19 protein-coding genes, 1 tRNA gene and 1 other RNA gene are annotated in these 21,575 nt (G+C 64.5%); 6 read left to right on the top strand and 15 right to left on the bottom strand.

Translation table 11 applies throughout. The annotated features are described in order from the left end of the window. Nucleotides 1–83: 83 nt before the first annotated feature. The 6 genes from CGLY_RS02500 to CGLY_RS02475 form a co-directional block, all read right to left on the bottom strand. Complete coding sequence (locus tag CGLY_RS02500) at nt 84–473, bottom strand: DoxX family protein (protein ID WP_038545884.1); 390 nt, start codon at nt 471–473, stop codon at nt 84–86. A 41-nt stretch (nt 474–514) separates the two neighbouring features. Continuing rightward, entirely contained in the window at nt 515–1,159 is a 645-nt protein-coding gene (gene recR, locus CGLY_RS02495; RefSeq protein ID WP_038545881.1) for a recombination mediator RecR, read from the bottom strand. 13 nt (nt 1,160–1,172) lie between these two features. Continuing rightward, entirely contained in the window at nt 1,173–1,487 is a 315-nt protein-coding gene (locus CGLY_RS02490) for a YbaB/EbfC family nucleoid-associated protein (protein WP_038545879.1), read from the bottom strand. 95 nt (nt 1,488–1,582) lie between these two features. Further along, complete coding sequence (locus CGLY_RS02485; RefSeq protein WP_038545876.1) at nt 1,583–4,063, bottom strand: DNA polymerase III subunit gamma and tau; 2,481 nt, start codon at nt 4,061–4,063, stop codon at nt 1,583–1,585. A gap of 49 nt (nt 4,064–4,112) precedes the next feature. Next, entirely contained in the window at nt 4,113–4,742 is a 630-nt protein-coding gene (locus tag CGLY_RS02480; RefSeq protein ID WP_038545873.1) for a hypothetical protein, read from the bottom strand. A gap of 3 nt (nt 4,743–4,745) precedes the next feature. Then, nucleotides 4,746–6,041, bottom strand: coding sequence for a PLP-dependent aminotransferase family protein (locus CGLY_RS02475; RefSeq protein ID WP_038545870.1), 1,296 nt, complete (start codon nt 6,039–6,041; stop codon nt 4,746–4,748). A 256-nt stretch (nt 6,042–6,297) separates the two neighbouring features. Here CGLY_RS02475 and CGLY_RS02470 point away from each other — a divergent pair, with 256 nt between their 5' ends. From CGLY_RS02470 to CGLY_RS02460, 3 genes are read left to right on the top strand one after another with little or no spacing between them, the layout of a single operon-like run. Then, the gene (locus tag CGLY_RS02470) at nt 6,298–7,272 is read left to right on the top strand and encodes a daunorubicin resistance protein DrrA family ABC transporter ATP-binding protein (RefSeq protein ID WP_038545867.1); all 975 of its coding nucleotides are present in this window, start codon (nt 6,298–6,300) and stop codon (nt 7,270–7,272) included. After that, nucleotides 7,269–8,066: an ABC transporter permease gene (locus CGLY_RS02465; RefSeq protein ID WP_052539522.1), complete on the top strand. Its 798-nt coding sequence runs from the start codon at nt 7,269–7,271 to the stop codon at nt 8,064–8,066. Before CGLY_RS02470 ends, CGLY_RS02465 begins: the two co-directional genes overlap by 4 nt. Next, nucleotides 8,063–8,857, top strand: a complete 795-nt coding sequence (locus CGLY_RS02460; RefSeq protein ID WP_038545864.1) for an ABC transporter permease — start codon at nt 8,063–8,065, stop codon at nt 8,855–8,857. The genes CGLY_RS02465 and CGLY_RS02460 overlap by 4 nt, the downstream gene beginning before the upstream one ends. A gap of 25 nt (nt 8,858–8,882) precedes the next feature. On the opposite strand, the gene CGLY_RS02455 is transcribed toward CGLY_RS02460, so the two are convergent. From CGLY_RS02455 to ffs, 3 genes are all read right to left on the bottom strand, one after another. Further along, nucleotides 8,883–9,536, bottom strand: a complete 654-nt coding sequence (locus CGLY_RS02455; RefSeq protein WP_038545860.1) for a dihydrofolate reductase family protein — start codon at nt 9,534–9,536, stop codon at nt 8,883–8,885. A 39-nt stretch (nt 9,537–9,575) separates the two neighbouring features. Beyond that, the gene (locus CGLY_RS02450) at nt 9,576–11,219 is read right to left on the bottom strand and encodes an ABC-F family ATP-binding cassette domain-containing protein (protein WP_038550957.1); all 1,644 of its coding nucleotides are present in this window, start codon (nt 11,217–11,219) and stop codon (nt 9,576–9,578) included. Nucleotides 11,220–11,410: 191 nt separating this feature from the next. Continuing rightward, an RNA gene (gene ffs / locus CGLY_RS17050) (signal recognition particle sRNA small type) lies at nt 11,411–11,507 on the bottom strand. A gap of 147 nt (nt 11,508–11,654) precedes the next feature. On the opposite strand from ffs, the gene CGLY_RS02445 reads away from it, so the two are divergent. Next, nucleotides 11,655–11,743, top strand: a tRNA-Ser gene (locus CGLY_RS02445). 91 nt (nt 11,744–11,834) lie between these two features. Then, nucleotides 11,835–13,151: a D-serine ammonia-lyase gene (locus CGLY_RS02440; protein WP_038545857.1), complete on the top strand. Its 1,317-nt coding sequence runs from the start codon at nt 11,835–11,837 to the stop codon at nt 13,149–13,151. Here CGLY_RS02440 and CGLY_RS02435 read toward each other — a convergent pair whose 3' ends face one another. The 6 genes from CGLY_RS02435 to CGLY_RS02410 form a co-directional block, all read right to left on the bottom strand. Further along, nucleotides 13,152–14,183 (bottom strand): glycine betaine ABC transporter substrate-binding protein, encoded by a 1,032-nt coding sequence (locus CGLY_RS02435; RefSeq protein ID WP_081803744.1) that lies wholly within the window; start codon nt 14,181–14,183, stop codon nt 13,152–13,154. 53 nt (nt 14,184–14,236) lie between these two features. Beyond that, nucleotides 14,237–15,103, bottom strand: a complete 867-nt coding sequence (locus CGLY_RS02430; RefSeq protein ID WP_038545854.1) for an ABC transporter permease — start codon at nt 15,101–15,103, stop codon at nt 14,237–14,239. Nucleotides 15,104–15,106: 3 nt separating this feature from the next. Next, nucleotides 15,107–16,135 carry a quaternary amine ABC transporter ATP-binding protein gene (locus CGLY_RS02425; RefSeq protein WP_038545852.1) on the bottom strand — a complete coding sequence of 343 codons (1,029 nt, stop codon included), beginning with the start codon at nt 16,133–16,135 and terminating at the stop codon, nt 15,107–15,109. A 193-nt stretch (nt 16,136–16,328) separates the two neighbouring features. Further along, nucleotides 16,329–18,443, bottom strand: a complete 2,115-nt coding sequence (locus tag CGLY_RS02420; protein ID WP_052539520.1) for an NAD(+) synthase — start codon at nt 18,441–18,443, stop codon at nt 16,329–16,331. 49 nt (nt 18,444–18,492) lie between these two features. Further along, nucleotides 18,493–19,170: a cyclase family protein gene (locus CGLY_RS02415; protein WP_052539519.1), complete on the bottom strand. Its 678-nt coding sequence runs from the start codon at nt 19,168–19,170 to the stop codon at nt 18,493–18,495. 25 nt (nt 19,171–19,195) lie between these two features. Further along, a complete protein-coding gene (locus CGLY_RS02410; RefSeq protein WP_038545849.1) occupies nt 19,196–19,678 on the bottom strand; it encodes a universal stress protein in 483 nt (160 codons plus the stop codon). A gap of 376 nt (nt 19,679–20,054) precedes the next feature. Between CGLY_RS02410 and CGLY_RS02405 the strand changes: the two genes are divergently transcribed. Beyond that, a complete protein-coding gene (locus tag CGLY_RS02405) occupies nt 20,055–21,572 on the top strand; it encodes an alanine/glycine:cation symporter family protein (protein ID WP_052539517.1) in 1,518 nt (505 codons plus the stop codon). The last annotated feature ends 3 nt before the right edge of the window (nt 21,573–21,575 follow it).

Genomic DNA, 21,575 nt, shown 5'->3' with positions numbered 1-21,575 from the left:
TATGCGGACACTATTACGGACATAGTGATTATCAGATTGTCGTCCCCCAAACGAAACAATCTCACAGGCCGCAGGACCGTCGGTTACTGCTCCCCCAGCTTCCGTGTGGAGAGGAACATCGGGACCTGCCCTGCAACGCGGGCCCACCCGCCGACTTTCATGAGCGCACTCTTCTTTTCGGACTTCTGCCAGTCCAGAGCCATCTTGATGTTGCCGGGCCACACGCCGAGCAGGAACAGCGTCGCAGGCGTCGCCGCGGCAGCACGAGTAGACGGGTTGGCGATCGCCGCAGCCAGAGCGAGTTCGACGAGTCCACTTCCCCATGTCCAGTACTTCTGCTCCCCCGGGAGTTCTTCCGGGACCAGGGAATCGTAGAACCGTCGCTGTGCGAAGTGCAGGACGCCGGCGCCGCCGAAGACGGTCGCCCAGACGGCGGCCCGCGTCTTCGTCCGGCTGTTTTCAGGTGTAGTCATGAAGCTCACGGTACGCCGCCTGACACCCCACGGCAGCGGTATCAGCGGATCGCGGTGCGTCCTTCGAAAGCACGTGACAGAGTGAGCTCGTCGACGAACTCCAGATCGCCGCCCATCGGGATGCCGGACGCCAACCGGGACACGGTCAGACCGGGGAACTCCTTGAGCAGCCGCCCGAGGTAGGCCGCGGTCGCCTCCCCTTCCGTGTTGGGGTCGGTGGCGATGATGACCTCGGCGATCTCCGGGGCGTCGGCGACAGTGCCGTCAGCGGCAACCACATCGTCGACCCGCCCTCCGATACGTTGCACCAGCGCTGTGACATTGAGTTCTTTGGGCCCGATGCCGTTAAGCGGGTCAAGGGCACCGCCGAGGACGTGGTAACGCCCGTCGTACTCGCCGGTGCGTTCGATGACCTGGATGTCCTTGGACTCTTCGACGACGCAGACGATCGTGGCGTCCCGGGTGGAATCCGCACAGATACGACAGACTTCCTCGGAGGACACGTTGTGGCAGATCCGGCAGTACCGCACGCCTTTCTGCAGACGTGACAGGGCGGCAGTCAGCCTCTCCAGATCCTCCGGCTCGGCCTGGAGAAGATGGAAGGCGATGCGTTGAGCGCTCTTGGGTCCCACGCCGGGGAGGCGGGAGAACTCGTCGATGGCGTCCTGGAGGGGACCTTCGAACACGGTGGTCGCGACCCTAGAAGCCGAGGCCGTCGAGGCCCTGGGAGAGCGGGCCCATCTTCTCGTTCGAGAGGCTCTTGAGGTTCTCACCGGCATCCTGGTAAGCACCGATGATGAGGTCCTGGAGGGTCTCGACGTCCTCCGGATCAACGACGGACGGGTCAATGGTCAGGCTCTCGACCTCGCCGGAACCGCGCAGCGCGACCTTGACCAGCCCGTTGCCGGCGGTCCCTTCGACGGTGGAGGCGATGATCTCGGCCTGTGCCTCCTGGAGCTGCTGCTGCATCTGCTGGGCCTGGGCCATGATCTGGTTCATGTCGGGCTGGTTCACGGTGTTTCCCTCCGCTGTTCGTACAGTTCTGTGGTCATTGCATGGGCCGCAATGCCGGTACCCCGGAGAGTTTACCGGGGTACCGCGTCACGCACCTACCGGGTGCGTTCTGCCCCGAGGTGCTTCTCCAGGAGCTCGCCGGCGATTTCGATGGCACTGCGGTGGTCGATGTTCGCCGAGGACGGATCATTGAGTTGCGCCATGGCTTCCTCCGCTTCTGCCATGTCAACACCCTGTTGGCCCTCAGGGTCCGGCGGAAAGTTGCCGGGGCCGTCATCCCAGGGTTCCGACGGTTCCTCCGGGAGGGGGACTCCGTTGAAGCCACGGGGCTCCGCACCGGACTGCGACGAAGGGGCAGCCTGTCCGGAACCACGTCTGGCATCGATCTTTGCCCGGCGCGCCCGCCAGCCGGAAAGCTGTTCTTCCTGGTTGGCGTTCTTCGCCGCCGGTGGCGGCGCCGGCTGTACCGGCTGTTCCTGTGGTACCGCCGGGGATCGTCGTTCCTGCTCCTCTACCGGAGGGTTCCGCGGGGATTCCACCTGACGTGCCCGTTGCAACGCCACCGACATCGGGTCAGACGTTTCCTGGATCGCGGCCGCATGGTCCTCCCGGAGAGCAGTCTCCTGCTGTGGCTCAGGTACCGGCTGCGGGTCCGCCGCAGCCTCAGCTTTTCCCGGCGACTCCTGCGTTGTCCTTCCACCGACACCGGCGGTGATCCGCACCGGTGCCCCCGTGATCTGCTCTGCGGCATCGGTGTACACCGCGGCATGCTCCGGTGAGTTGATGTAGTTCGCCAGTGCGCCGGTGTGGTGGAGCAGGGAAATCGTCGGCTTGTCGTCATCACCGACGGGACCTGCCTGTGCGGTGGCGTCACGCGCGGCAATCCACGCTGCGAGATTCGCTTCCTTCACCGCCTCGAGGATCTGATCCCACTGGTGAACCGGGTGGGGTGCTGTTTCCGTGGCGTCCGGTTCCCCCTGCGACACGGGACCTGGTGCCGGCTCGGGTGCCGATTCGCCGGTCTCTTCCGGTATCTCTGACGGTGGCTCCGGGACAGCATCGTCACGGGTCTCCGTCTGCGCTGGGCTGCTGGGCCCGTCGGCGTCGGCGACATCACCGGAGGTCCCTGGGCCGTCGGGGACGGGCGTCTCGTCGGCGGACGGACTACGGCGCCGCCTCATGATCTCTCGGGCGCGTTCCGCCTCGGCCCGGCGGGTGTCCTGTGCAGAGGCTGCAGACTCAGCCTCTGCAGCTGGTGCCGCCGGTGTCGGAGCCGGATCTGAGACGACATCCGGGGCTGTCTCTGGCGCAGGCACCGGAGCGGCTGTCGATGCGGCAGCCTGCTGGGCGGCCTCCGCCTCACGCTTCGACTTACGCACATAGGGTCGGCCGGTGCCCGCACCGGATACACCTCCTCCCCCTGTGCCGCCCCCTGCTTCGAGGGCCTCCACGCGCTGTGCAAGAGCTTCAACGGTCATTCCCGCCGCCGGCAGTGCCATCCGGGCGCACAGGATCTCCAGAAGCAACCGGGGTGCCGTCGCTCCCCGCATCTGCGCCAGGCCCTCATTCACCAGTGAGGCGCACCGGGTCAGCGTCGCCTGACCCACCGCCTGCGCCTGCGCCGCAAGCACCTCGCGTTGGTCCGCCGGTGCATCCACCAGACCGGTGTCGAAAGCGTCCGGCACCGCCTGGACCACCAGAAGGTCCCGGAAGCGGTCCAGAAGGTCCATCGCGAACCGACGTGGATCGTGGCCTGCGTCGATGACGTCGCTGACGCAGCCGAACAACCCCGCCTGATCCTGGTCCGCCAGGGCGTCCACGGCTCGGTCGATCAAGGAGGTGTCGGTGAACCCCAGCAGGGCCACCGCCCGGCTGTATGTGACGCCCTCGTCTCCGGCCCCGGCAAGCAGCTGGTCCATGATGCTCAAGGAATCACGCGGCGAGCCACCACCAGCACGGATGACCAGCGGATACACAGCGTCCTCGACAACGGCCCCCTCGTCCTCGCACACCCTGCCCAGCAGCCCCCGCATCGCTGGCGGGGTCAGCAGCCGGAACGGGTAGTTGTGGGTCCTCGACCGGATGGTCTGCAGCAGCTTCTCCGGCTCCGTAGTGGCGAAGATGAAGATGAGATGCTCCGGCGGCTCCTCCACGATCTTCAACAACGCGTTGAACCCCGCCGAGGAGATCATGTGTGCCTCGTCAATGATGAAGACGCGGTACCGGGAATCCGCCGGGGCGTAGAAGGCACGGTCGCGAAGCTCGCGCATGTCCTCGACACCGTTATGTGTGGCGGCGTCCAGTTCGGTGACATCCAACGTCCCCGGCCCCCCGGGTGCCAGCGCGCGGCAGGAGGTGCACTCACCGCACGGGGAGGATGTCGGCCCCTGCTCACAGTTCAGTGACCGGGCGAGGATCCTAGCGGAGGACGTCTTGCCGCATCCGCGCGGGCCTGAGAACAGGTAGGCATGGTTGATCCGCCCACTGTCCAGTGCCGTCGACAACGGCTCGGTCACATGTTCCTGCCCCACGACCTCGGCGAACGTCGCCGGCCTGTACTTCCTGTAAAGAGCCACGGACCCAGCCTACAAGGCGGGGCAGACAGCTACTGCCCCGCCGTTGGCGCTAGCGCCAGACATCATTGAGATTCGCCTGCGAGGTGGCCAACAACTGCTGCGCAGCGACAGGGCCACCATCCACAGCTACGCGATATTCGTCCTCGGTGAGCATCACCAGTTGTGCGTAGACCGTCATCCGGCCCGGGTGGGTGTACTCGTGGTAGCTGCCGCCACCGTGCCGGCCACCGAAGTTCACCTCATGCACGTTCGGTACCCCGTCCTCCCACAGGAACGGAGGCACCAGCAGTCCGTGCAGAGCCGTGATCGTGTCATCGACATGCCAACCGAGCTTCGGCAGCAACAGCCCGGGCTGCGGCGAGAAGTGAATGGGGTCCTTGGCGATCATCGTTGCCGCCGCCATGACAAGGTCTGCGGCCGCACGACCGTGGCCACTGGCGACGGTGATGAACTCCACCCGCAGGTCAGAGCCGTCCTCGGTGACCAGCTGAGGTTCGATCCGTGCGGCATCCAGTGTCGCAGCAACCGTCTCCGCACCATCGTCCTCCCCACCGTCTCCGCCGAGTTGGAGTTCGGCGACGGTGAACTCCGGAAAACTCTGGCTCACCCGGCGACGGGATGTCGTGAACTCACCGGGCAGCAGATCGGCCAACCAGTACGTCGTCTCTTCGAGATTCAACAGCTACTCTCCAGCGGCCTCGGCTGCTTCTGCGGCCTCGATGGCGGCGAGCAGGATGCAGGTCGCCACGCCGTCCATCGCCACCTCGACCTCTTCGATGGGCGGCATGGACGGGGCCAACCGCAGATTACGGTTGTACGGATCTTTCTTGTACGGGAACGTCGCCCCGGCTCCGGTCAGCGCAATTCCGGCATCCTTCGCCAGCTCGGCGACGCGGGACGCTGTCCCGTCCACTACGTCGACAGAGATGAAGTAGCCGCCTGCGGGGGTGGTCCACTCGGCGATCCCCAGTCCACCCAGACGACGCTTCAGGATCGCGGTCACCGCACTGAACTTCGGGGCCAGGATGCCGGAGTGTTTCCGCATCACAGAGCGGACCCCCTCAGCACTGCCGAAGTAGCGGGCGTGGGCGAGCTGGTTGACCTTGTTCGGGCCGATGCCGCGTGCCGACGCGATTCCGCGGTACCAGTCGAGGTTCTCCTTCGACGAGTTGAAGAAGGCCACGCCTGCACCCGCGAAGGTGATCTTCGACGTCGAGGACATCGCCCAGAATCGGTTCGGGTGTCCCTTGTCCGCAGCCAACGTCACCACGTCGATGATCTCCGGGAACTCGTCGGTGAGGGTGTGCACGGCGTAGGCGTTGTCCCACACGATGCGGAAGTCCGGTGCCGCCGTCTCCATCGCAGCGAGCCCTTCGGCAACCTCGCGGGAGACCGACCACCCGGTCGGGTTCGAAAACACCGGGACCGTCCACATGCCCTTGACTGCAGGATCCTTGACCAGCTCCCGGACAGCGTCCAGATCCGGACCCTGGTTCGTCATCGGAACCGTCAACATCTCGTAACCGAAAGTCTCGGTGATGGTGTGGTGGCGGTCGTACCCCGGAACCGGGCAGATCCACTTGACCGTCTCCTCCTCCGACCAGGGGCGCTCCGAATCATTGTTACCGAAGGTGTGCGACCAGGAGACCAGGTCGAACATGATGTTGAGGCTGGAGGCGTCCCCGGCGATCAGCAGCGCCGGATCGACACCGAGGAGCTCCGCCCAGAGTGCCCGGATGTCCATGATCCCGTCACCACCGCCGTAGTTACGGGTGTCGACGCCGTCCGAGCCCGTGTAATTGACACCGGGGAGGCTGAGCAGGTCCAAGCCGAGATCAAGCTGTTCAGCGGAGGGCTTCCCACGTGTGAGGTCAAGCGCCAGATGTCGGTCCTTGAGCTCCTGGTAAGCCTTGTCGGCCTCGCCCCTCAGGGACGTCAGGGTGTTCAGCACGTCAGTGTTCGCGTGGGTGAGCTTCATAGTCCCGCAGGACCTCCTCGACTTCAACGGGTGTGTTCCGTTCGAGTGTAGTGGGACCAGGCGGGAACCGACAGGGTGTGGCATCGCAGCCGGTTCGTACCCCCTGTGGCGGCTCAGATCACCGGGGACATCACCAGGGACGTCGACGAGCGGCGGGAGCGGACCCTGCCCCTGACACCATCCCTTGACAATTGACATCGAACAGGCAAACCTAATGCTGATACCTATTCACAGTTAGGATCCGGAGACCACAGTGATGACAGAGCCTGAGCGCAGCGCGTCCCCCATCGTCAACATGGACACGGTCTCGAAGACCTACCGCACCCGCGACCGCACGGTGCAGGCCCTCGACCGGCTGAGCCTCAGCGTCCAGCCCGGCGAGGTTCTTGGTGTCCTCGGGCCCAACGGCGCAGGCAAGACCACCGCCGTCAACGTCCTGTCCACCCTGGAAACCCCCGACAGTGGCACCGCGAGCGTCGCCGGGTTCGACGTCGTGAAGGACGCCGCGGCTGTACGGTCCGCGATTTCACTGACGGGTCAGTTCGCGGCCGTGGACGGCGAGTTGACCGGCCGCGAGAATCTCGTCCTCTTCGGGCGCCTCCGCGGCCTCCGCAGAACCGCGGCCGGGGACCGCGCCGATCAACTCCTGGCCAGTCTCAGCCTCTCCGATGTCGGCGGCTCGCTGGTCCGTACGTACTCCGGTGGCATGCGGCGCCGTCTGGACATCGCGGTGTCCATGATGACCGTCACGGAAGTCCTCTTCCTCGATGAACCGACCACCGGCCTCGACCCCCACGCCCGCTCCGAACTCTGGGACGTGGTCAGGAGCCTCAAGGCCCGCGGGGTGACGATCGTGCTCACAACCCAGTATCTCGAGGAAGCAGACGAACTCGCTGACCGCATCGTGGTCATTGACCACGGCACGGTCATCGCCGAGGGAACGGCAGACGAACTCAAGGGACGGCTCGGCCCGAATGACCTCATTCTCACCCCGGAGGATCCTGCCGATCTCCCCCTGCTCTCTGGCGCCCTCACCACCTGGTCACCGACCACCGGGGAAGAGACGGTCGCGGTTCCGTTAACGGATGGAGCCCGGACGGCGGCAGCAGTGATGCAGGCGCTGGGGGCCTCAGGTATCGAACTGGCTGCCATGGAAATGGGCAGTCACACCCTGGACGACGTGTTCTTCACCCTCACCGGTAAGACCGCACCGCAGGAGACAGCGCCGTGACCACCTTCGCCTCCCCCACCACGGTTCCCCGGGCGCCGGAGTTTCTCCCGTCCACGCTGGCGCTGGCTGAACGCAACATACTCCGGATCCGCCGCAACTCTGGATCGGTCATCAGCGCCACCGTGATTCCGGGGCTGTTCCTCGTCGCCCTCTACATCGTCTTCTCCCGGGTCATGGAATCCAACGGTATCGATTACGGGCAGTATCTCGTTCCTGCGGCGACGCTTCAGGCGGTCCTCTTCACCGCCGGCGGCTCGGCGATGGCCATCGGAGTCGACAAGGCCAACGGGATCAATGACCGACTGCGAGCCTCCCCGGTATCCACCGCGGCTCCGGTGCTTGGCCGTCTCGTCGCCGATCTGACCCGCGCAGTGTTGTCCGTGACGGTCGTGACCGTGATCGGTGCCGTGTTTCTCGGATTCGGGTGGAAGGGCGATGCCGGCGACACACTGGTTTACCTGACGGTAATCGTCGGTTTCGCCGTCGCAGCATCACTGGTCTACGACGGCATCTCGCTGCTGGCCGCCACCCCCGAATCTGCCGCTGCCCTGCTCCAGGCGGTGTCCATGCCACTGATCATGTTGTCCACGTCCTTCGTGCCCGCTGAAACGCTGCCCGACGGGGCGGCGGACATCATCGGTGCACTCCCGGTGTCCGTCATCGGAGAACTCCTCCGCCAGGCCAGCACCACCGGTGTCACCGCGGGCACAGCCGGGGCCGCTACCGCCTGGATCGTCGGACTTGCAGTCGTCGGTGCCGTCCTGTGCGCCCGGAGTTTCAGGAGGAGCCGATGAGCACGACAACGCACACGTCCCCACCCCAGCGCACCTCGGCGTCCGTCCTCGACGCGGTCGCCCTCCATGCCGGACGAACCCTACGCGGATGGTCGCGCACCCCCGCGATTCTGGCACAGAGCCTGGGCATGCCGGTGGCGATGCTGCTGATCATCGCGTTCATGTTCGGCAACGCCATCGAGATGGCGACAGGTCGCCCCGCAGTCCAGGGGTTGGTGCCTCTGATGATCTGCACAGGACCGATGTTCGCTGGTGCCACCAGCGCTGCCGGCCTGGTCACCGAACGCCAGGAAGGACTGTTCACCCGGTTCCGGACGCTTCCCGGTGTCACCGTGTCACCTCTGATCGGACGGGTCCTCGCGGAGGTGATTCGCGGGACCGTCGGCGCGGCCCTGATCCTGACGACAGGGCTCTTCATGGGGTACCGGCTGGAGAACCCGCTGGCAGTACCCGGCATCCTCGCACTTGCGGCCCTGGTCTCCCTGGCTTTCAGCTGCTTCCTGACGTGGGTCGGGGTGGTGGCGCGCACCCCGGAGGCCACAGTGTCCGCGCTGCCGGTGATGATGATCATGATGTTCTGCAACAGCGGGTTCATGCCGGTCGAAGGATTCCCCTCCTATATGCAGGGAATTGTCCGGAGCAATCCGCTGAGCACCGTCGTGGAGGCGATGAACGTCTGTGCAGGAACAGCTGGAGCCGACAGCTCAGTGGTCCCTGCACTGCTGTGGCTCATCGGAGGCGCCGCTGTCGGAACCCTGCTGCTCGCGACCACAGCAACCCGACACCGGTAGCTCCGCTGCCACCGGACAGTCGGACTCAACCCCGGGGAATCCTGTTCCACAGCTGATGAGTGAGCCCGGAGGACGTGCTGACAGACTCGACAGTAAAGCGATCCTCCACCCCAGCGAGGTCATCCCAGATTCGCACACCCGCCCCGAGGACAACCGGGATGATGATGAGATGAAGAAAGTCGACGAGGTCCGCCTGCAGGAACTCACTCACCGTCGACGGACCGCCGCCGAGACGCACATCCAGGCCCTGTGCCGCAGAACGCGCAAGGCGGAGCGCCTCGTCCGGCGCCGCATCCACGAAATGGAAACTCGTACCGTTGTCGAACTCGATCGACTCCCGCGGGTAATGGGTCAGGACATAGACCGGAGTCCGGAAGGGCGGGGCCTCTCCCCACCATCCTTCCCAGCCGTCGTCCGGCCACGGGCCTGTCTGCGGGCCGAATTTACGTCGGCCCATGATCTCAGCCCCGATCCCCTGGCCCCACATACTGAACATGGCGTGGTCTGCGGTCACCGGGTCACCGGTCCCGTCGATACCGTGGATGCCGTCAATGACACGACCGTCAAAACGACTGAACAGTGCTCCGGCATCCCCGATCGGCTTCTCGAAGGTCACATAGTCTCCGGCCGCGTACCCGTCGGAGGATACGAACAGGTTGTGGACTCGCGTACGTACCATCGTCGCTCCCGACATATTTTGATTGGCTAATGAAGTGAACTATAGGCCGCCCCGGCGCAGAGCGCCATGCTGAAGTTCCAGCCAGGTATCGATGCCTAACCGGTCGAGGAATGCATCATCGTGGCTGACTACGATCAATCCTCCGCGATAGCCCCCCAACGCGGAAACAAGAGCATCGACACTGTCGAGGTCAAGGTTGTTGGTGGGCTCGTCAAGTACCAGCAGCTGATGCGCCGGTTCCGCAAGCAGAATACTGGCCAGGGCGACCCGGAAACGTTCTCCACCAGACAACTCCCCTACTGTCTGGTGCACCCTGTCCGCTCTGAAGAGAAACCTGGCGAGACTCGCACGCACCTGCTCCACCGAGGAATTCGGTGCCGCCGCCCGCACCGTGTCGATGACGCTGACGGTGTCATCCAGGTGTTCGAGCCGCTGCGGCAGGTAACCGATCCGGTCGGTGAACGCAGATGTCCGGACACTGTTCTGCGTCCCGGTCGAACCGTCATCCGAACTGCCGTCGCCCCGGGCCTGACGGATGAGAGACTCCAGTAACCGGGTCTTCCCGATACCGTTCGGTCCGGTCAGTGCAACACGCTCCGTCCCCTGCAGCACAAGTGACGCACCATGGTCGTCACTGAACTCGACCAGGCGCCGTCCAGCAGGCACGTCGAGATCCGGCAGTGTGATCCGCATGGCCGTGTCATCACGGATCCGCCCCTCCTGTTGCCGCTTCTCCTCCTGGGCCGCCGCCACCTTCTCGTCGAGTTCTCCACGCAGCTTTCCGGCAGAGACCTGGGCCTCGGTCTTACGCTGATTCATGATCGTCCTAGGTCTGCGCTTGTTCACGAAATCCGTACGGGCGTAGCGCTGACGACGTGCCAGCTTTGTCTGGGCCTCCGTCTGCTGCCGCTTCTCCGTCCTGAGTTTCTGTTCTGCGGTACGCAGCGCCTGCTCAGCGGCCGCCTGCTCCCGGTCCACCTGCTCCTGATAGTCGCTGTAGCCACCGCCGAACAGCTCCAGGTGTCCGAGACGCAGTTCTGCGGTGTCATCCATGAGGTCGAGCAACGTGACATCGTGACTGACCACGATCAGCGCACCTGGCCATGCCGCGACCGCGGCATAGAGATCATGCCGCGCACCGCGGTCAAGATTATTGGTGGGCTCGTCGAGCAGGACGACCCCCTCGCTCCGGCTGCTGCGCAACCGGAGTCCTGCCACGGCCGCCAGGACGACTTCTCCGCCAGACAGAGTCCCGACCGCCCGGTCGACGTCGATCTTCTCGAGACCGACGTTGTCCAGCGCAGCTCGGGCCTGGACTTCAAAGTCCCACGCCTCGTCCAGGGCATCGAAGTGCCGCGTTTCGACGGAGCCTGCCTCGATGGCGCGCAGCGCGTCGGTCTTATCGGTGATGCCGAGAAGATCCGACACCGTCACCTCTGTGGTGAGGAGCAGGTTCTGGGGCAGGTAGCCGACGGCACCGTTGGTGGTGACCGTCCCGGCGACGGGTATCAACTCACCGGTGATGAGCTTGAGCAGGGTCGACTTCCCGGTTCCGTTGGCGCCGACCAGGCCGGTACGCCCGGTACCGAATGCGGCAGAAATATGGTCCAGGGCAGGGGTACCGTCAGGCCAGGAAAAAGACACGTCTGACAGGACGACAGACGGCTGGTGGGTGATTGACATCATCGGCTCCAGTGGTTGTCAACGGACGCGTTGACAACGGAGCCGACGGTACGGCTACGACGACGTCAACGCACGGCAGTGCGCAAGATGACGGTCATCGATCAGCATGAAATGCCCTTCGTCGGAAAAGCAGGTCCACCCCCGAACCTACCCTGATGCCCCGGACATTCTCCAGGGGCACCTGCAGAAAAAATTAAAGGACACCGCGCACCCGCCAGAGCTCGTTGACCCTTGCTGCATTCCTGCCCTGGGGGAGTTCACAAGATGCACGCCGCGCGGCGTCCGGCCCTCATGGTAGCAAGTGGTGGCAGCGGGAGCCAACATTGCAACCAGTACCGTGCCGGACAAGCTCCGTGTGTCCCCGCCGCCCCGGCAGAATCATCGAACGAGCAGTAGTTTTGCATCCCAGGCACCGTCGTGTGTATATTTCTCGGCGGAGGATTCGACTAGCGGCCTATGTCACACGCCTGGAACGCGTGCGGGAGTCACATCCCTCAGGGGTTCAAATCCCCTATCCTCCGCCACGGACAACCCCCGGTCTTCGGACCGGGGGTTTTCGCGTTGCCGGGAATTCGTGGACGCGTACCACCCCGCTCGCCTCTACACTGGGTCGCCATGCAGACTCTCCGGGGCTCACTGTCCTCCGACCGCGCCCGTGCCGTGTTCGACGATCTCGTTGCCGGCCGACCCACCGTCTGGGTGCCCGAATGCACGACGCAACGGTCCCACACCGGCCCTGGCGCACTCACCGCCGCCACCGACGCCGCCGAGGAACGTTTCCGCTGGTTCGCCCCGTTGGTCGAAGAACTCTTTCCCGATACGCGGGAACTCGGCGGCATCATCGAATCTCCGTTAACGAAGGTCAGTGCGCTCAGCGATGCTCTCTCGCAGGAATTCGGCCGCCCCGTTCCCCGAAACCTGTGGGTGAAGCGTGACGACGCACTGGCGGTGAGCGGCTCAGTGAAATCACGCGGCGGCATTCACGAAGTCCTCGAGACGGCGCTCAGCGTCGCCGCGGACCTCGGCATCGACCTGTCAACCGGCCCCACGGCGTTTCTCGAGGAGCCGGTACGCGAGAAGATGGCGACGCGGCGCATCGTCGTCGGTTCCACGGGCAACCTGGGGATGTCGATCGGCCTGATGGGTGCAGTTCTCGGATTCTCCGTCACCGTGCACATGTCACACGATGCCAAACAGTGGAAGAAAGACAGGCTCCGCCGTTCCGGCGTGGACGTCGTCGAACACGACACAGACTTCACAGAGGCAGTACACGCCGGTCGTCGCGCCGCCGAGGCGGACCCACACGCGCACTTCATCGACGACGAGAATTCACGGAGCCTCTTCGCCGGTTACGCCGTTGCTGGTCGGCGGCTCGCCGGGCAGTTAGCCGCGGCATCGGTCCAGGTCGACGAGAAGCACCCGTTGACCGTGTATCTTCCCTGCGGGATCGGCGGCGCACCCGGTGGAATCACGTACGGTCTGGCCACTATCTTCGGCGACAATGTGCGGTGCGTGTTCGTCGAACCGGTGTCGATGCCCGCATTCCTGCTCGGCAGGCTCACCGGTTTGGACGACGCCATCAGCGTCACGGACATCGGGCGCGGAGAGCTCACCGTCGCCGACGGGCTGGCGGTCGGCCGGCCCTCCGGCTTCGTCGGAGCGACCGTCGGCGGCCTGATTGCGGGCTATGCCACGGTCACTGACGACGACCTGATGCGTGTCCTCGCGCTGGCGCACGATGTCTCCGCGATGTCCCTCGAACCCTCGGCGTGTGCGGGCCTGCGAGCAGCTGGTTGTCTCGTGGATGCAAACACCGATAACCCCGGGACCCACATCGCCTGGCTCACCGGCGGCTCCCTCATGCCGGACAACGAATTCGCCGCCCTGCTCGAGGCAGGACGGCGAATGGTGACTACCGGGAAGATCAGCTGACTAGCCCAGCGCGCCGGCCTTCCAGTCGTCGACGAAGTCCGAGTTGTCGTCGAGCCACTCGGAGACGGCCTCCTCCATGTTCTCGCCACCGTAGTTGTCTTCAGAGAACATGACATTCTCCAGGGACGACAGGTGTTCGTCATCGAGCACCAGGTTCTTCAGCAGCTGAGCGACATAGGGGTTGTCGTCGGAGAAGCCGGTACGGGAGAAGTTGTAGATGTTCTCCGCACCTCCCATGGCACCCTTCGGGTCTTCCAGGTCGCGGACGGGGAAAGCATCGTAGGCCCAGTGCGGGCGCCACAGGGTGACAGCGATGTCGTCACCGTTGTCGGTGGCACGCTTCAACGCAGCCAGCATTGCCGGAGCGGAGGAGATCTGGAAGTCGTAGTCCTGCAGCCCGTACTCCGGGATCGCGTGGTCCTGCGTCTGCTTCGTCAAACCGGCGCCGGGGTCGATACCGACCAGCGTGTTGTCGTAGTCGTCGCCCATGCCGGCAAGATCTGCAATGCTCTGGGCAGGAGAATCTTCGTTCACGGCGATCGTCAGCTTCGCATTGTCGTACCAGCAGCCCTGGGGCTCAAGATCGTCGCCGTAGTTCTCAATCTGTTCGGCGTGGGTAATAGGTAGCCAGCCGTCCATGAGAAAGTCGATGTCACCGCCAGCAACGCCGGTGTAGGCCGGCGCAGCGTCGAAGTTGGAGATCGTGACGGTGTAGCCCTCGTCCTCCAGGACATGCTTGACCAGATGCGAGGCGGCGAAGGACTCGTCCCAGCCGTTGAACGCGGCAATCGTGATGTCGGTGTCGTCGTCGGTGTCGAGGTCAGCGAGGTCGGACGACTCCTCACCCGGGGTGCAGTCCGCGAACTCAGAGGCGGCGCTCGAGTCATCGCCGTCACCGTTGTTGTCGCTTCCGCCGCCTTCGTTCTCGGCGCCGCAGGCGGACGCCACCAGGGCGGTGGTCATCAGGAGTGCGCCGAGGGACGCAGCCTTGCGTCCTCTCTTCAGTGTGGTGGTCCGTGCAGTCGTGGTCATGGTCTCTCCTCGAGAAAGTCGTGTGATGATTAGCCTACTGAAATGATTCTGTCTCAGCCGCTCTCCTTCTTCGCCCGTGCCAGCGGCGTACGACGGCCGAGTCCCGCAGTCACCCTGTCCAGGTAGATCGCCAGGATGACCACGGCGACGCCAGCGTTCACCCCGAGTGGGACGTTGAGGGTCTGCAGCGCCTGGGTGACGGGCCCGCCCAGACCATCCGCACCGGCCATACCGGCCAGCACCACCATGGACAGGGCCAGCATGATGACCTGGTTGATACCTGCCATGATCGTGGGCAGAGCCAGCGGCAACTCGATACGGAAGAGGATGTGGCGTGGTGTTGCACCGAAAGCGTTGCCGGCCTCCACGGTTTCCTGGTTGACCTGGCGTATCCCCAGCTCAGTGAACCGGACCCCCGGCGGCAGGCAGAAGATCAGTGTGGCGATCATGCCCGGGACCACACCGATTCCGAAGATCACCATGATCGGCACCAGGTAGGCCAGGGCCGGCATCGCCTGCATGAAGTCCAGCACGGGTTTGACGATCGTCGACACCGTTGCCGATTTCGCCGCCCAGATACCCACCGGCACCGCGATGACCACGGCGATGACCACCGCCACGAACACCATCGCCAGCGTGTCCATGGTGTTGGTCCACTGGTTCACTCCGCGGACGACGTAGAAGCCGACGACAGTGAACAGTGCGACCTTCCAACTGGCCGCAGCCCAGGCGAGTGCGGCGAGCACGATGATCATCACCCAGTAGACGGGAGATTCCAGAACGGTGGCGACGCTGTCGTACGCACCACCGAGGACGGTGCCGATGAAGTCCAGCAACCAACTGAAAGCCTCGTTGAACCAGTCGATGAAATCAGAGACCCACCGCCCGAGCGGAATGTCCGGATTGAGGAATGTACCCATGGATCAGTTCACCTTTCCGGCCATCGTCGCCACCAGTGCCTTCGGGTCCACGACACCGACCAGGGAGCCGTTGTCCATCACCGCCAACGATCCGGTGGCGTCCGTGGGGCCATACGCATCGACAGACCGGACAAACAGGTCACCCAGCAGGGTGCTCGCATCCACCGTCGGCAGAGAGGACGCCTCCGGGCCGGCGCTCGTCATCACGTTGCGCGCCGTCAGGACGCGGGTGCGGTCGATGTCGGCGAGGAAATCAGCAATGTAATCATCGGCAGGGTTCGTGAGAATCTCGTTCGCCGTACCGATCTGTGCGATACGTCCGGCGCGCATGATCGCGATGCGGTCCCCGAGCCGCATCGCTTCATTGAGGTCATGACTGATGAAGATGATTGTCTTGCCCAGGTCACGCTGCAGTTCAAGCAGTTGGGACTGCATCTCGTTACGGATCAGGGGGTCGAGCGCAGAGAACGCCTCATCCATGAGCAGGATCTCCGTCTCGGCCGCGAGTGCCCGCGCCAACCCGACTCGCTGCTGCATGCCGCCGGAGAGCTGCCCCGGCAGACTGTCTCCCCACCCGTCCAGCCCGACCTGCTGCAGCCAGTGGTCGGCCTGTTCCAACCTCTGTTTCTTACCTACCCCCTGAATTTCCAGGGAGTAGGCGGCATTGTCCCGGACGGTGCGGTGCGGCAGCAGGGCGAAATGCTGGAACACCATGGAAATGTGCTTCTTACGGAGTTCCCGGAGCTCACGGTCTCCCATCTCCGAAATGTTCTTCCCAGCGACGTTGATCGAGCCTGCTGTAGGCGTCCACAACCCGTTGATCATGCGGATCAGGGTGGATTTGCCGGAACCCGACAGTCCCATCACGACGAAAATCTCGCCCTTGTCCACGGAGAAACTCGCGTCGATGACGCCAGCGGTCCCCAGTTCCGTCAGTTCACTCCGGTCGGCCCCTTCCTCGAGTCGTCGCACCACTTCAGGGCCGTTCTTCCCGAAGACCTTGTAGACATGTGAAGCCTCAACTACGCCCATGCTCTTTTCGCCTCCGACGTCCGCGGAATTCCTTATGACAGACTTCCACCATAGGAAACATTGGAGTTCACTGCGAACATTCTGGATAAAAACTGCCAGAGAAGGGCTACGGTATTGGCGTCAGAAAGCGCGTCTACCAGTCAGTATGACCGAGACGATATCCGGGGAGATTGAAGAGAAAAGAGCGGAGAATTCACCCCCCGATATCGGGGAGCACGTCGGGATAACTGCGCTCGAGCTCGGCCAGCCACACCCGGGCATTCCCGTCCGACGGGGCCCGCCAGTCTCCCCGCGGCGACAACGACCCCGCGGGGGACACTTTCGGCCCGTTCGGCACGGCAGTCCGTTTGAACTGGGCGAAGCCGAAGAACCGGCGCAGGAAGGTACGCTCCCACGCCACGATCGTCTGCAGGTCATAGTCGTACCGATCCTCGTCCGGGAACCCTGCCGGCCACTGCCCCTCCCCTGCGTCCTTCCAGGCGTGCCAGGCGAGGAAGGCAATCGTGGAGGGACGGGTCCCACGGAACACATGCCACAGAGTGAAGTCGTGCAGCGCGTACGGGCCGATGGTGTCTTCCGTGGACTGCACCTGCCCGTCCGCACCGGCGGGCACCAGTTCGGGACTGATTTCCGTGTCCAGCACCGAGCGCAGTACCTCCGCGGCGTCCTTGTCGACCACGTTCCCGTCGGCGATCACCCAGCGGATGAGGTGCTGGATCAGTGTCTTCGGCACTCCGGAATTCACCGCATAGTGGCTCATCTGGTCCCCCACCCCGTATGTGCACCAGCCGAGGGCGAACTCGGAAAGGTCGCCGGTACCCACCACGATGCCGCCGAGGTGGTTGGCCAGACGGAAGAGGTAGTCGGTGCGCAGACCCGCCTGCACGTTCTCGAAGGTGACGTCATACACCGGCTCACCGTCCCCGGCAGGATGGCCCATCTGCGACAGCATCTCGGTGGCCGCGGGTCGGATGTCGAGCGTCTCGATGGTCGCACCTAACGCCTCGGCGAGCTTCACCGCGTTCGATTTCGTGTGGTCCGAGGTGGCGAAGCCCGGCATCGTGTACGCCAGAATGTCCGACCGCGGGCGCCCCGTACGGTCCATCGCACGGGCCACAACCAGGAGAGCATGGGTGGAGTCCAAGCCACCGGAGACGCCGATCACAGGCCGGGGATCGCCGATGGCCTTCAGCCGCTGGACAAGCCCGGACACCTGGATGTTGAAGGTCTCGTAGCAGTCCTGCGCCAGGCGGGCGGGGTCGCCGGGCACGAACGGGAACCGCACGACGTCCCGGTGCAGGCCCACGTCCACCTGCGGTGCATTGAGCGTGAAGGGGACGGTGCGGAAACCGACGTCTGACCGGTCCTGCACGACCCGACGGTTGTCGTCGAACGTGCCCTGGCGGATGCGTGCCGCCCGCAGGCCGTGGACGTCCACATCAGCGACGCTGACCCGCGGACCGTCAGGGAAACGTTCAGTCTCCTCCAGCAGCACGCCGCGTTCGTACACCATGGTCAACCCGTCCCAGGAGACGTCGTTGGTGGACTCCCCCTGGCCTGCGGCGGCATAGACATAGGCCGCCAGGTTCCGGTACGACGCCGATTTCGCCAGCAGGTGCCGGTCATCGGCCCGCTGCACCGTGATCGGGCTTCCCGACAGATTCAGCAGGACGGTGGCCCCCTGCAACGCCGCGAGCGACGACGGGGGCACAGGAACCCACATGTCCTCACAGACCTCGGCGTGGACGGTCAGCCCAGGCACGTCCTGCGCGTCGAAGAGCAGGTCGGTGCCGAAAGGAACCTCGGTACCACCGATCCGGATGTGCCCGCCGCGCACATCGTCGCCCGGGGCATACCAGCGGCGTTCGTAGAACTCGCGGTAGGTCGGCAGGTAGGACTTCGGTGCGACGCCGAGGATCCTTCCCCGGTGGACAACCACGGCACAGTTGTACAGGCGGTTGCCGTGCGCCAGCGGTGCGCCGACGACAAGGACGGGAAAGAGCTTCTCCGACGCGGCGACGATGGTGTGCAGCGCATCCGTGACCGCGTCAAGCAGGACGTCCTGCATGACCAGGTCGTCGATGGCGTAGCCGGTGAGACTGAGTTCAGGGAAGACGGCGACGGCGACGTGATCCTCGTGAAGCTCACGGGTGGTCTCAAGGATGGCGCGGGCGTTGGTGGCCGGGTCGGCGACCGCGACCGGAACGGTGGCCGCGGCGACCCGGGCGAAACCGTGTGTATACGCACCGCCCGGGGGTTTTTCTGGGGCGGTGTGCGCTGCAGAGGATGCTGATGGTCCTGTCGACATGGCCACCAGTCTGCCACGGGGTCCGCGACCGACGGAGCAACCCCACAGGCTAGTCGGACCAACCTGAGGGGTTGCCGCGTCGGCCCTCCTGGCAAGCAGTTCGTCGTCGGGCCACCGCGCGTACCGGCGAGCCGTCCCCGCCGACGAGGGGCAGGGGAAGCGCCGTGAATTCCACGGACGACGGCAGGTCAGCGAGTCCACGGAGGTTCTCGATGATCAGGTGGTCCGCCCCCAGCAGTAGATCGTGCACAGACAGAACGTCTGCACCGGGTGGGTCGGGGCTGGCGGTGTCCAGGCCGAGAAGGTGCATCCCTGCATCAGTCAGCAGTCGGCACGCTTCCTCGCCAAGCACTGGATACGTCGAGTAGGCGTCCGTGCCCCAGTGGGCGTCCCACCCGGTCGCGATGAGCACGATGCGCGCCGGGCGCCACGCCCCCAGGTGGGCCGGCGTGATAATCTCCCCCGGCCTGAGGGCCGGGATATGCAGGACACTCGCTGTGCCGATGAGTTCACCCGGGAGGATGCCGTCGACTGTACGTCCACCCTGGTCGACGTGGGCCGGGGCGTCCACGTGTGTACCGGTGTGGGTGCCCAGAGAGAGTGAGCGGACGGAACATCCGTCGGCGACGACGGTGGCGACTCCCGTGACCGTCACCGTCGGATCGCCCGGGTAGACCGGCATGTCTGTGGCGATGGGGTGGGTGAGGTCGAAGCAGGTGCGGGGCATGCCGCTCAGCGTAGTGGGGCCCGGGTCACCGCTGGGTGGCGTTCTGGGTGGTGTTGGCGATGTAGAGGTCGCATGTCGCTTCAGAGGCGACCTTGCGCGCGACACTGCCGAGGATGCGTTTGAAACCCTGGACGTGTTTGTTGCCTACGACGATGAGGTCGGCGTCGACCTTCCTCGCTGTCCGTAGAAGGACGTCCGCCGGGGGTCCTTCTCCGGAGGTCGCCTCGACCGCCAGTGAGGGGTACGACTCCCGTAGGACTGCGGCGACCGACTCTGCGACCTGCTGTGACGCCTTAGCCAGTCCGTCGGTCAACGTCCTGTACGCCGCGGTGCTTGCGACGCCGGTGTTCCTGGTCCGGATCGAGTCGAGGGCGTCTGCACTCGTGGTGCTGTAGGCGGTGCAGAGGTGCACCTCGCCCCCCAGTCCTTCCGCCAGTTCGGCAGCTTTCATGGCGGCGCTGAGTGCGGTCTGGCTTGAGTCCACTCCGGCCACGATCGTCTTGGCCATCATCTTCCTTTCACTTCCAGGGTGGATCCCCCGGGGTCGTACCCGCAGGAGCGGGTCGCGATCAGGGAGGACGGTGACAGTACAGGGCTCGGGAGTGAGCCGTCATCCCCGCGGCGGGTGTCGTGGTGGTTGCGAGGATAAGAGCTCTCAAGCTCCACACCGATGTGATGTGTGATCACAAAACTACCTAGCGAATGGGCTCTGCACAAGGCCGTTGTTCAGAAATGACCTGCGATCAGCGGTTTCCCCGCCTTATCAGACACGCGACGACATTGACCTGATTTGCCGAAAAAACAAGTTCTTGACTCGGCACTGTGTCCTGTGTCACGATCGGACGGTCCTCCGCGGCGGGTGTCACGTCCCGGACGGTACCCACATGAACTTACTGACAACGATCAGTGACTGGATCTGGAACCCACTCGCCTACTTTGCGCTGGCAGTCGGCGGATTCTTCACCATCGTCACACGCGGCGTCCAGTTCCGACGCCTCCCCGACATGATCCGCCAACTACGCCAGAGTAAGACCACCGACGGCGGGCTGTCGTCTTTCCAGGCCCTCGCACTCACCCTGTCCAGCAGGGTCGGCGTCGGCAGCATAGCTGGCGTGGCAACCGCCATCGCCATGGGCGGCCCGGGGTCCCTGATATGGATCATGGTCACCGGATTCCTCGGTTCGACCTGCGCCTACGCTGAAGCCGTCCTGGCCCAGGTCTTCAAACGTCGCATCCACGGCGAAGACCGGGGAGGCATGCCGTACTACATCAGGCACGGGCTGCGCGCTCGCTGGCTGGCTGCCGCAGTGGCACTCACCGCAATGATCGGCTACGGATTCGTCTTCCCCGGTATTCAGGCCAACAACATCGCCTCCAGCGCCAATCAGGCTTTCGGCCTCGAGCCCTGGATGACGGGTGTGGTGATCACCGCCATCCTCGCTTTCGTCGTTGTCGGCGGCACCCGTCGAGTCGTGCAGGTGGCTCAGACCGTTGTCCCGTTCATGGCTGTCGGTTACCTTCTGTTCGCTGTTGTTCTCATTGCGATGAACGCAGAAAAGGTGCCGGAGGCACTTCGACTGATCGTCATGTCCGGCCTCGGGGTGGACCAGATGTTCGGCGGCATCGTTGGATTCGCAGTCGCCTGGGGCGTCCGTCGCGCAGTATTCGCCTCTGCCACCGGCTTCGGCGAGGGAACGTTCGCCGCTGCGACCGCTGATGCCACCCACCCCGGTAAGCAGGGGATCATCCAGGCCTTCAGCATCTACATCGACCTGTTCCTCATCTGCATGGCAACCGGTCTGATGATCATCATCACAGACAGCTACCACGTGGTGAACCAGGCCGGCGGATACCTCGTCGACCACGTACCGGGCGCGATCGCCGGTCCGAACTTCGTGCAGTTGGCGATCGACACGAGCCTGCCGGGCTGGGGAAGCGTCTTCGTCGCACTGGCGGTTCTGCTGTTCGCCTTCACTTCCCAGGTGTTCTTCTTCTATGTGGCGACGACGAACCTGATCTTCCTGCTCGGAGAGAAGAGCAACCGGTTCTTCGAGTGGATCATCAAACTGGGCGCGCTGGCGATCTCCTTCACCGGGTCGGTCATTAGCGCAGACGCCATGTGGGCCGCGGGAGACATCGGGTACGGTCTCCTGGCCTGGCTGAATATGATTTCCGTGGTACTGCTGACCCCCATCGTGTTCAAGGTGGTCCGGGACTACGACCGGCAACGCAAGCTCGGCCAGGACCCCGTCTTCGATCCCGAACCGTTGGGAATCAAGGGAGCATTGTGGTGGGAGACCACGTTCCGAGAGCGCCAGGAGCAGTCCCCTCTTGCGGCGCCGACCGTCGCGGAGGCCCCAGGAAGCAACGGCTCCTCAGACATCCCAGATTCTCGACCGTAACGA

The sequence above is a fragment of the Corynebacterium glyciniphilum AJ 3170 genome, assembly GCF_000626675.1.
Taxonomy (GTDB): domain Bacteria; phylum Actinomycetota; class Actinomycetes; order Mycobacteriales; family Mycobacteriaceae; genus Corynebacterium; species Corynebacterium glyciniphilum.
The sequence above is the reverse complement of the archived record's forward strand: the minus strand, read 5'-3'. Positions and strand labels throughout refer to the sequence as shown.

What these genes read in the sequence shown, in the direction of transcription:
- CGLY_RS02500 (WP_038545884.1), bottom strand. Translation starts at nt 473, where the DNA reads ATGACTACACCTGAAAACAGCCGGACGAAGACGCGGGCCGCCGTCTGG.
- CGLY_RS02475 (WP_038545870.1), bottom strand. Translation starts at nt 6,041, where the DNA reads ATGAAGCTCACCCACGCGAACACTGACGTGCTGAACACCCTGACGTCC.
- CGLY_RS02470 (WP_038545867.1), top strand. Translation starts at nt 6,298, where the DNA reads ATGACAGAGCCTGAGCGCAGCGCGTCCCCCATCGTCAACATGGACACG.
- CGLY_RS02460 (WP_038545864.1), top strand. Translation starts at nt 8,063, where the DNA reads ATGAGCACGACAACGCACACGTCCCCACCCCAGCGCACCTCGGCGTCC.
- CGLY_RS02455 (WP_038545860.1), bottom strand. Translation starts at nt 9,536, where the DNA reads ATGGTACGTACGCGAGTCCACAACCTGTTCGTATCCTCCGACGGGTAC.
- CGLY_RS02450 (WP_038550957.1), bottom strand. Translation starts at nt 11,219, where the DNA reads ATGTCAATCACCCACCAGCCGTCTGTCGTCCTGTCAGACGTGTCTTTT.
- CGLY_RS02440 (WP_038545857.1), top strand. Translation starts at nt 11,835, where the DNA reads ATGCAGACTCTCCGGGGCTCACTGTCCTCCGACCGCGCCCGTGCCGTG.
- CGLY_RS02435 (WP_081803744.1), bottom strand. Translation starts at nt 14,183, where the DNA reads ATGACCACGACTGCACGGACCACCACACTGAAGAGAGGACGCAAGGCT.
- CGLY_RS02430 (WP_038545854.1), bottom strand. Translation starts at nt 15,103, where the DNA reads ATGGGTACATTCCTCAATCCGGACATTCCGCTCGGGCGGTGGGTCTCT.
- CGLY_RS02425 (WP_038545852.1), bottom strand. Translation starts at nt 16,135, where the DNA reads ATGGGCGTAGTTGAGGCTTCACATGTCTACAAGGTCTTCGGGAAGAAC.
- CGLY_RS02420 (WP_052539520.1), bottom strand. Translation starts at nt 18,443, where the DNA reads ATGTCGACAGGACCATCAGCATCCTCTGCAGCGCACACCGCCCCAGAA.
- CGLY_RS02415 (WP_052539519.1), bottom strand. Translation starts at nt 19,170, where the DNA reads ATGCCCCGCACCTGCTTCGACCTCACCCACCCCATCGCCACAGACATG.
- CGLY_RS02410 (WP_038545849.1), bottom strand. Translation starts at nt 19,678, where the DNA reads ATGGCCAAGACGATCGTGGCCGGAGTGGACTCAAGCCAGACCGCACTC.
- CGLY_RS02405 (WP_052539517.1), top strand. Translation starts at nt 20,055, where the DNA reads ATGAACTTACTGACAACGATCAGTGACTGGATCTGGAACCCACTCGCC.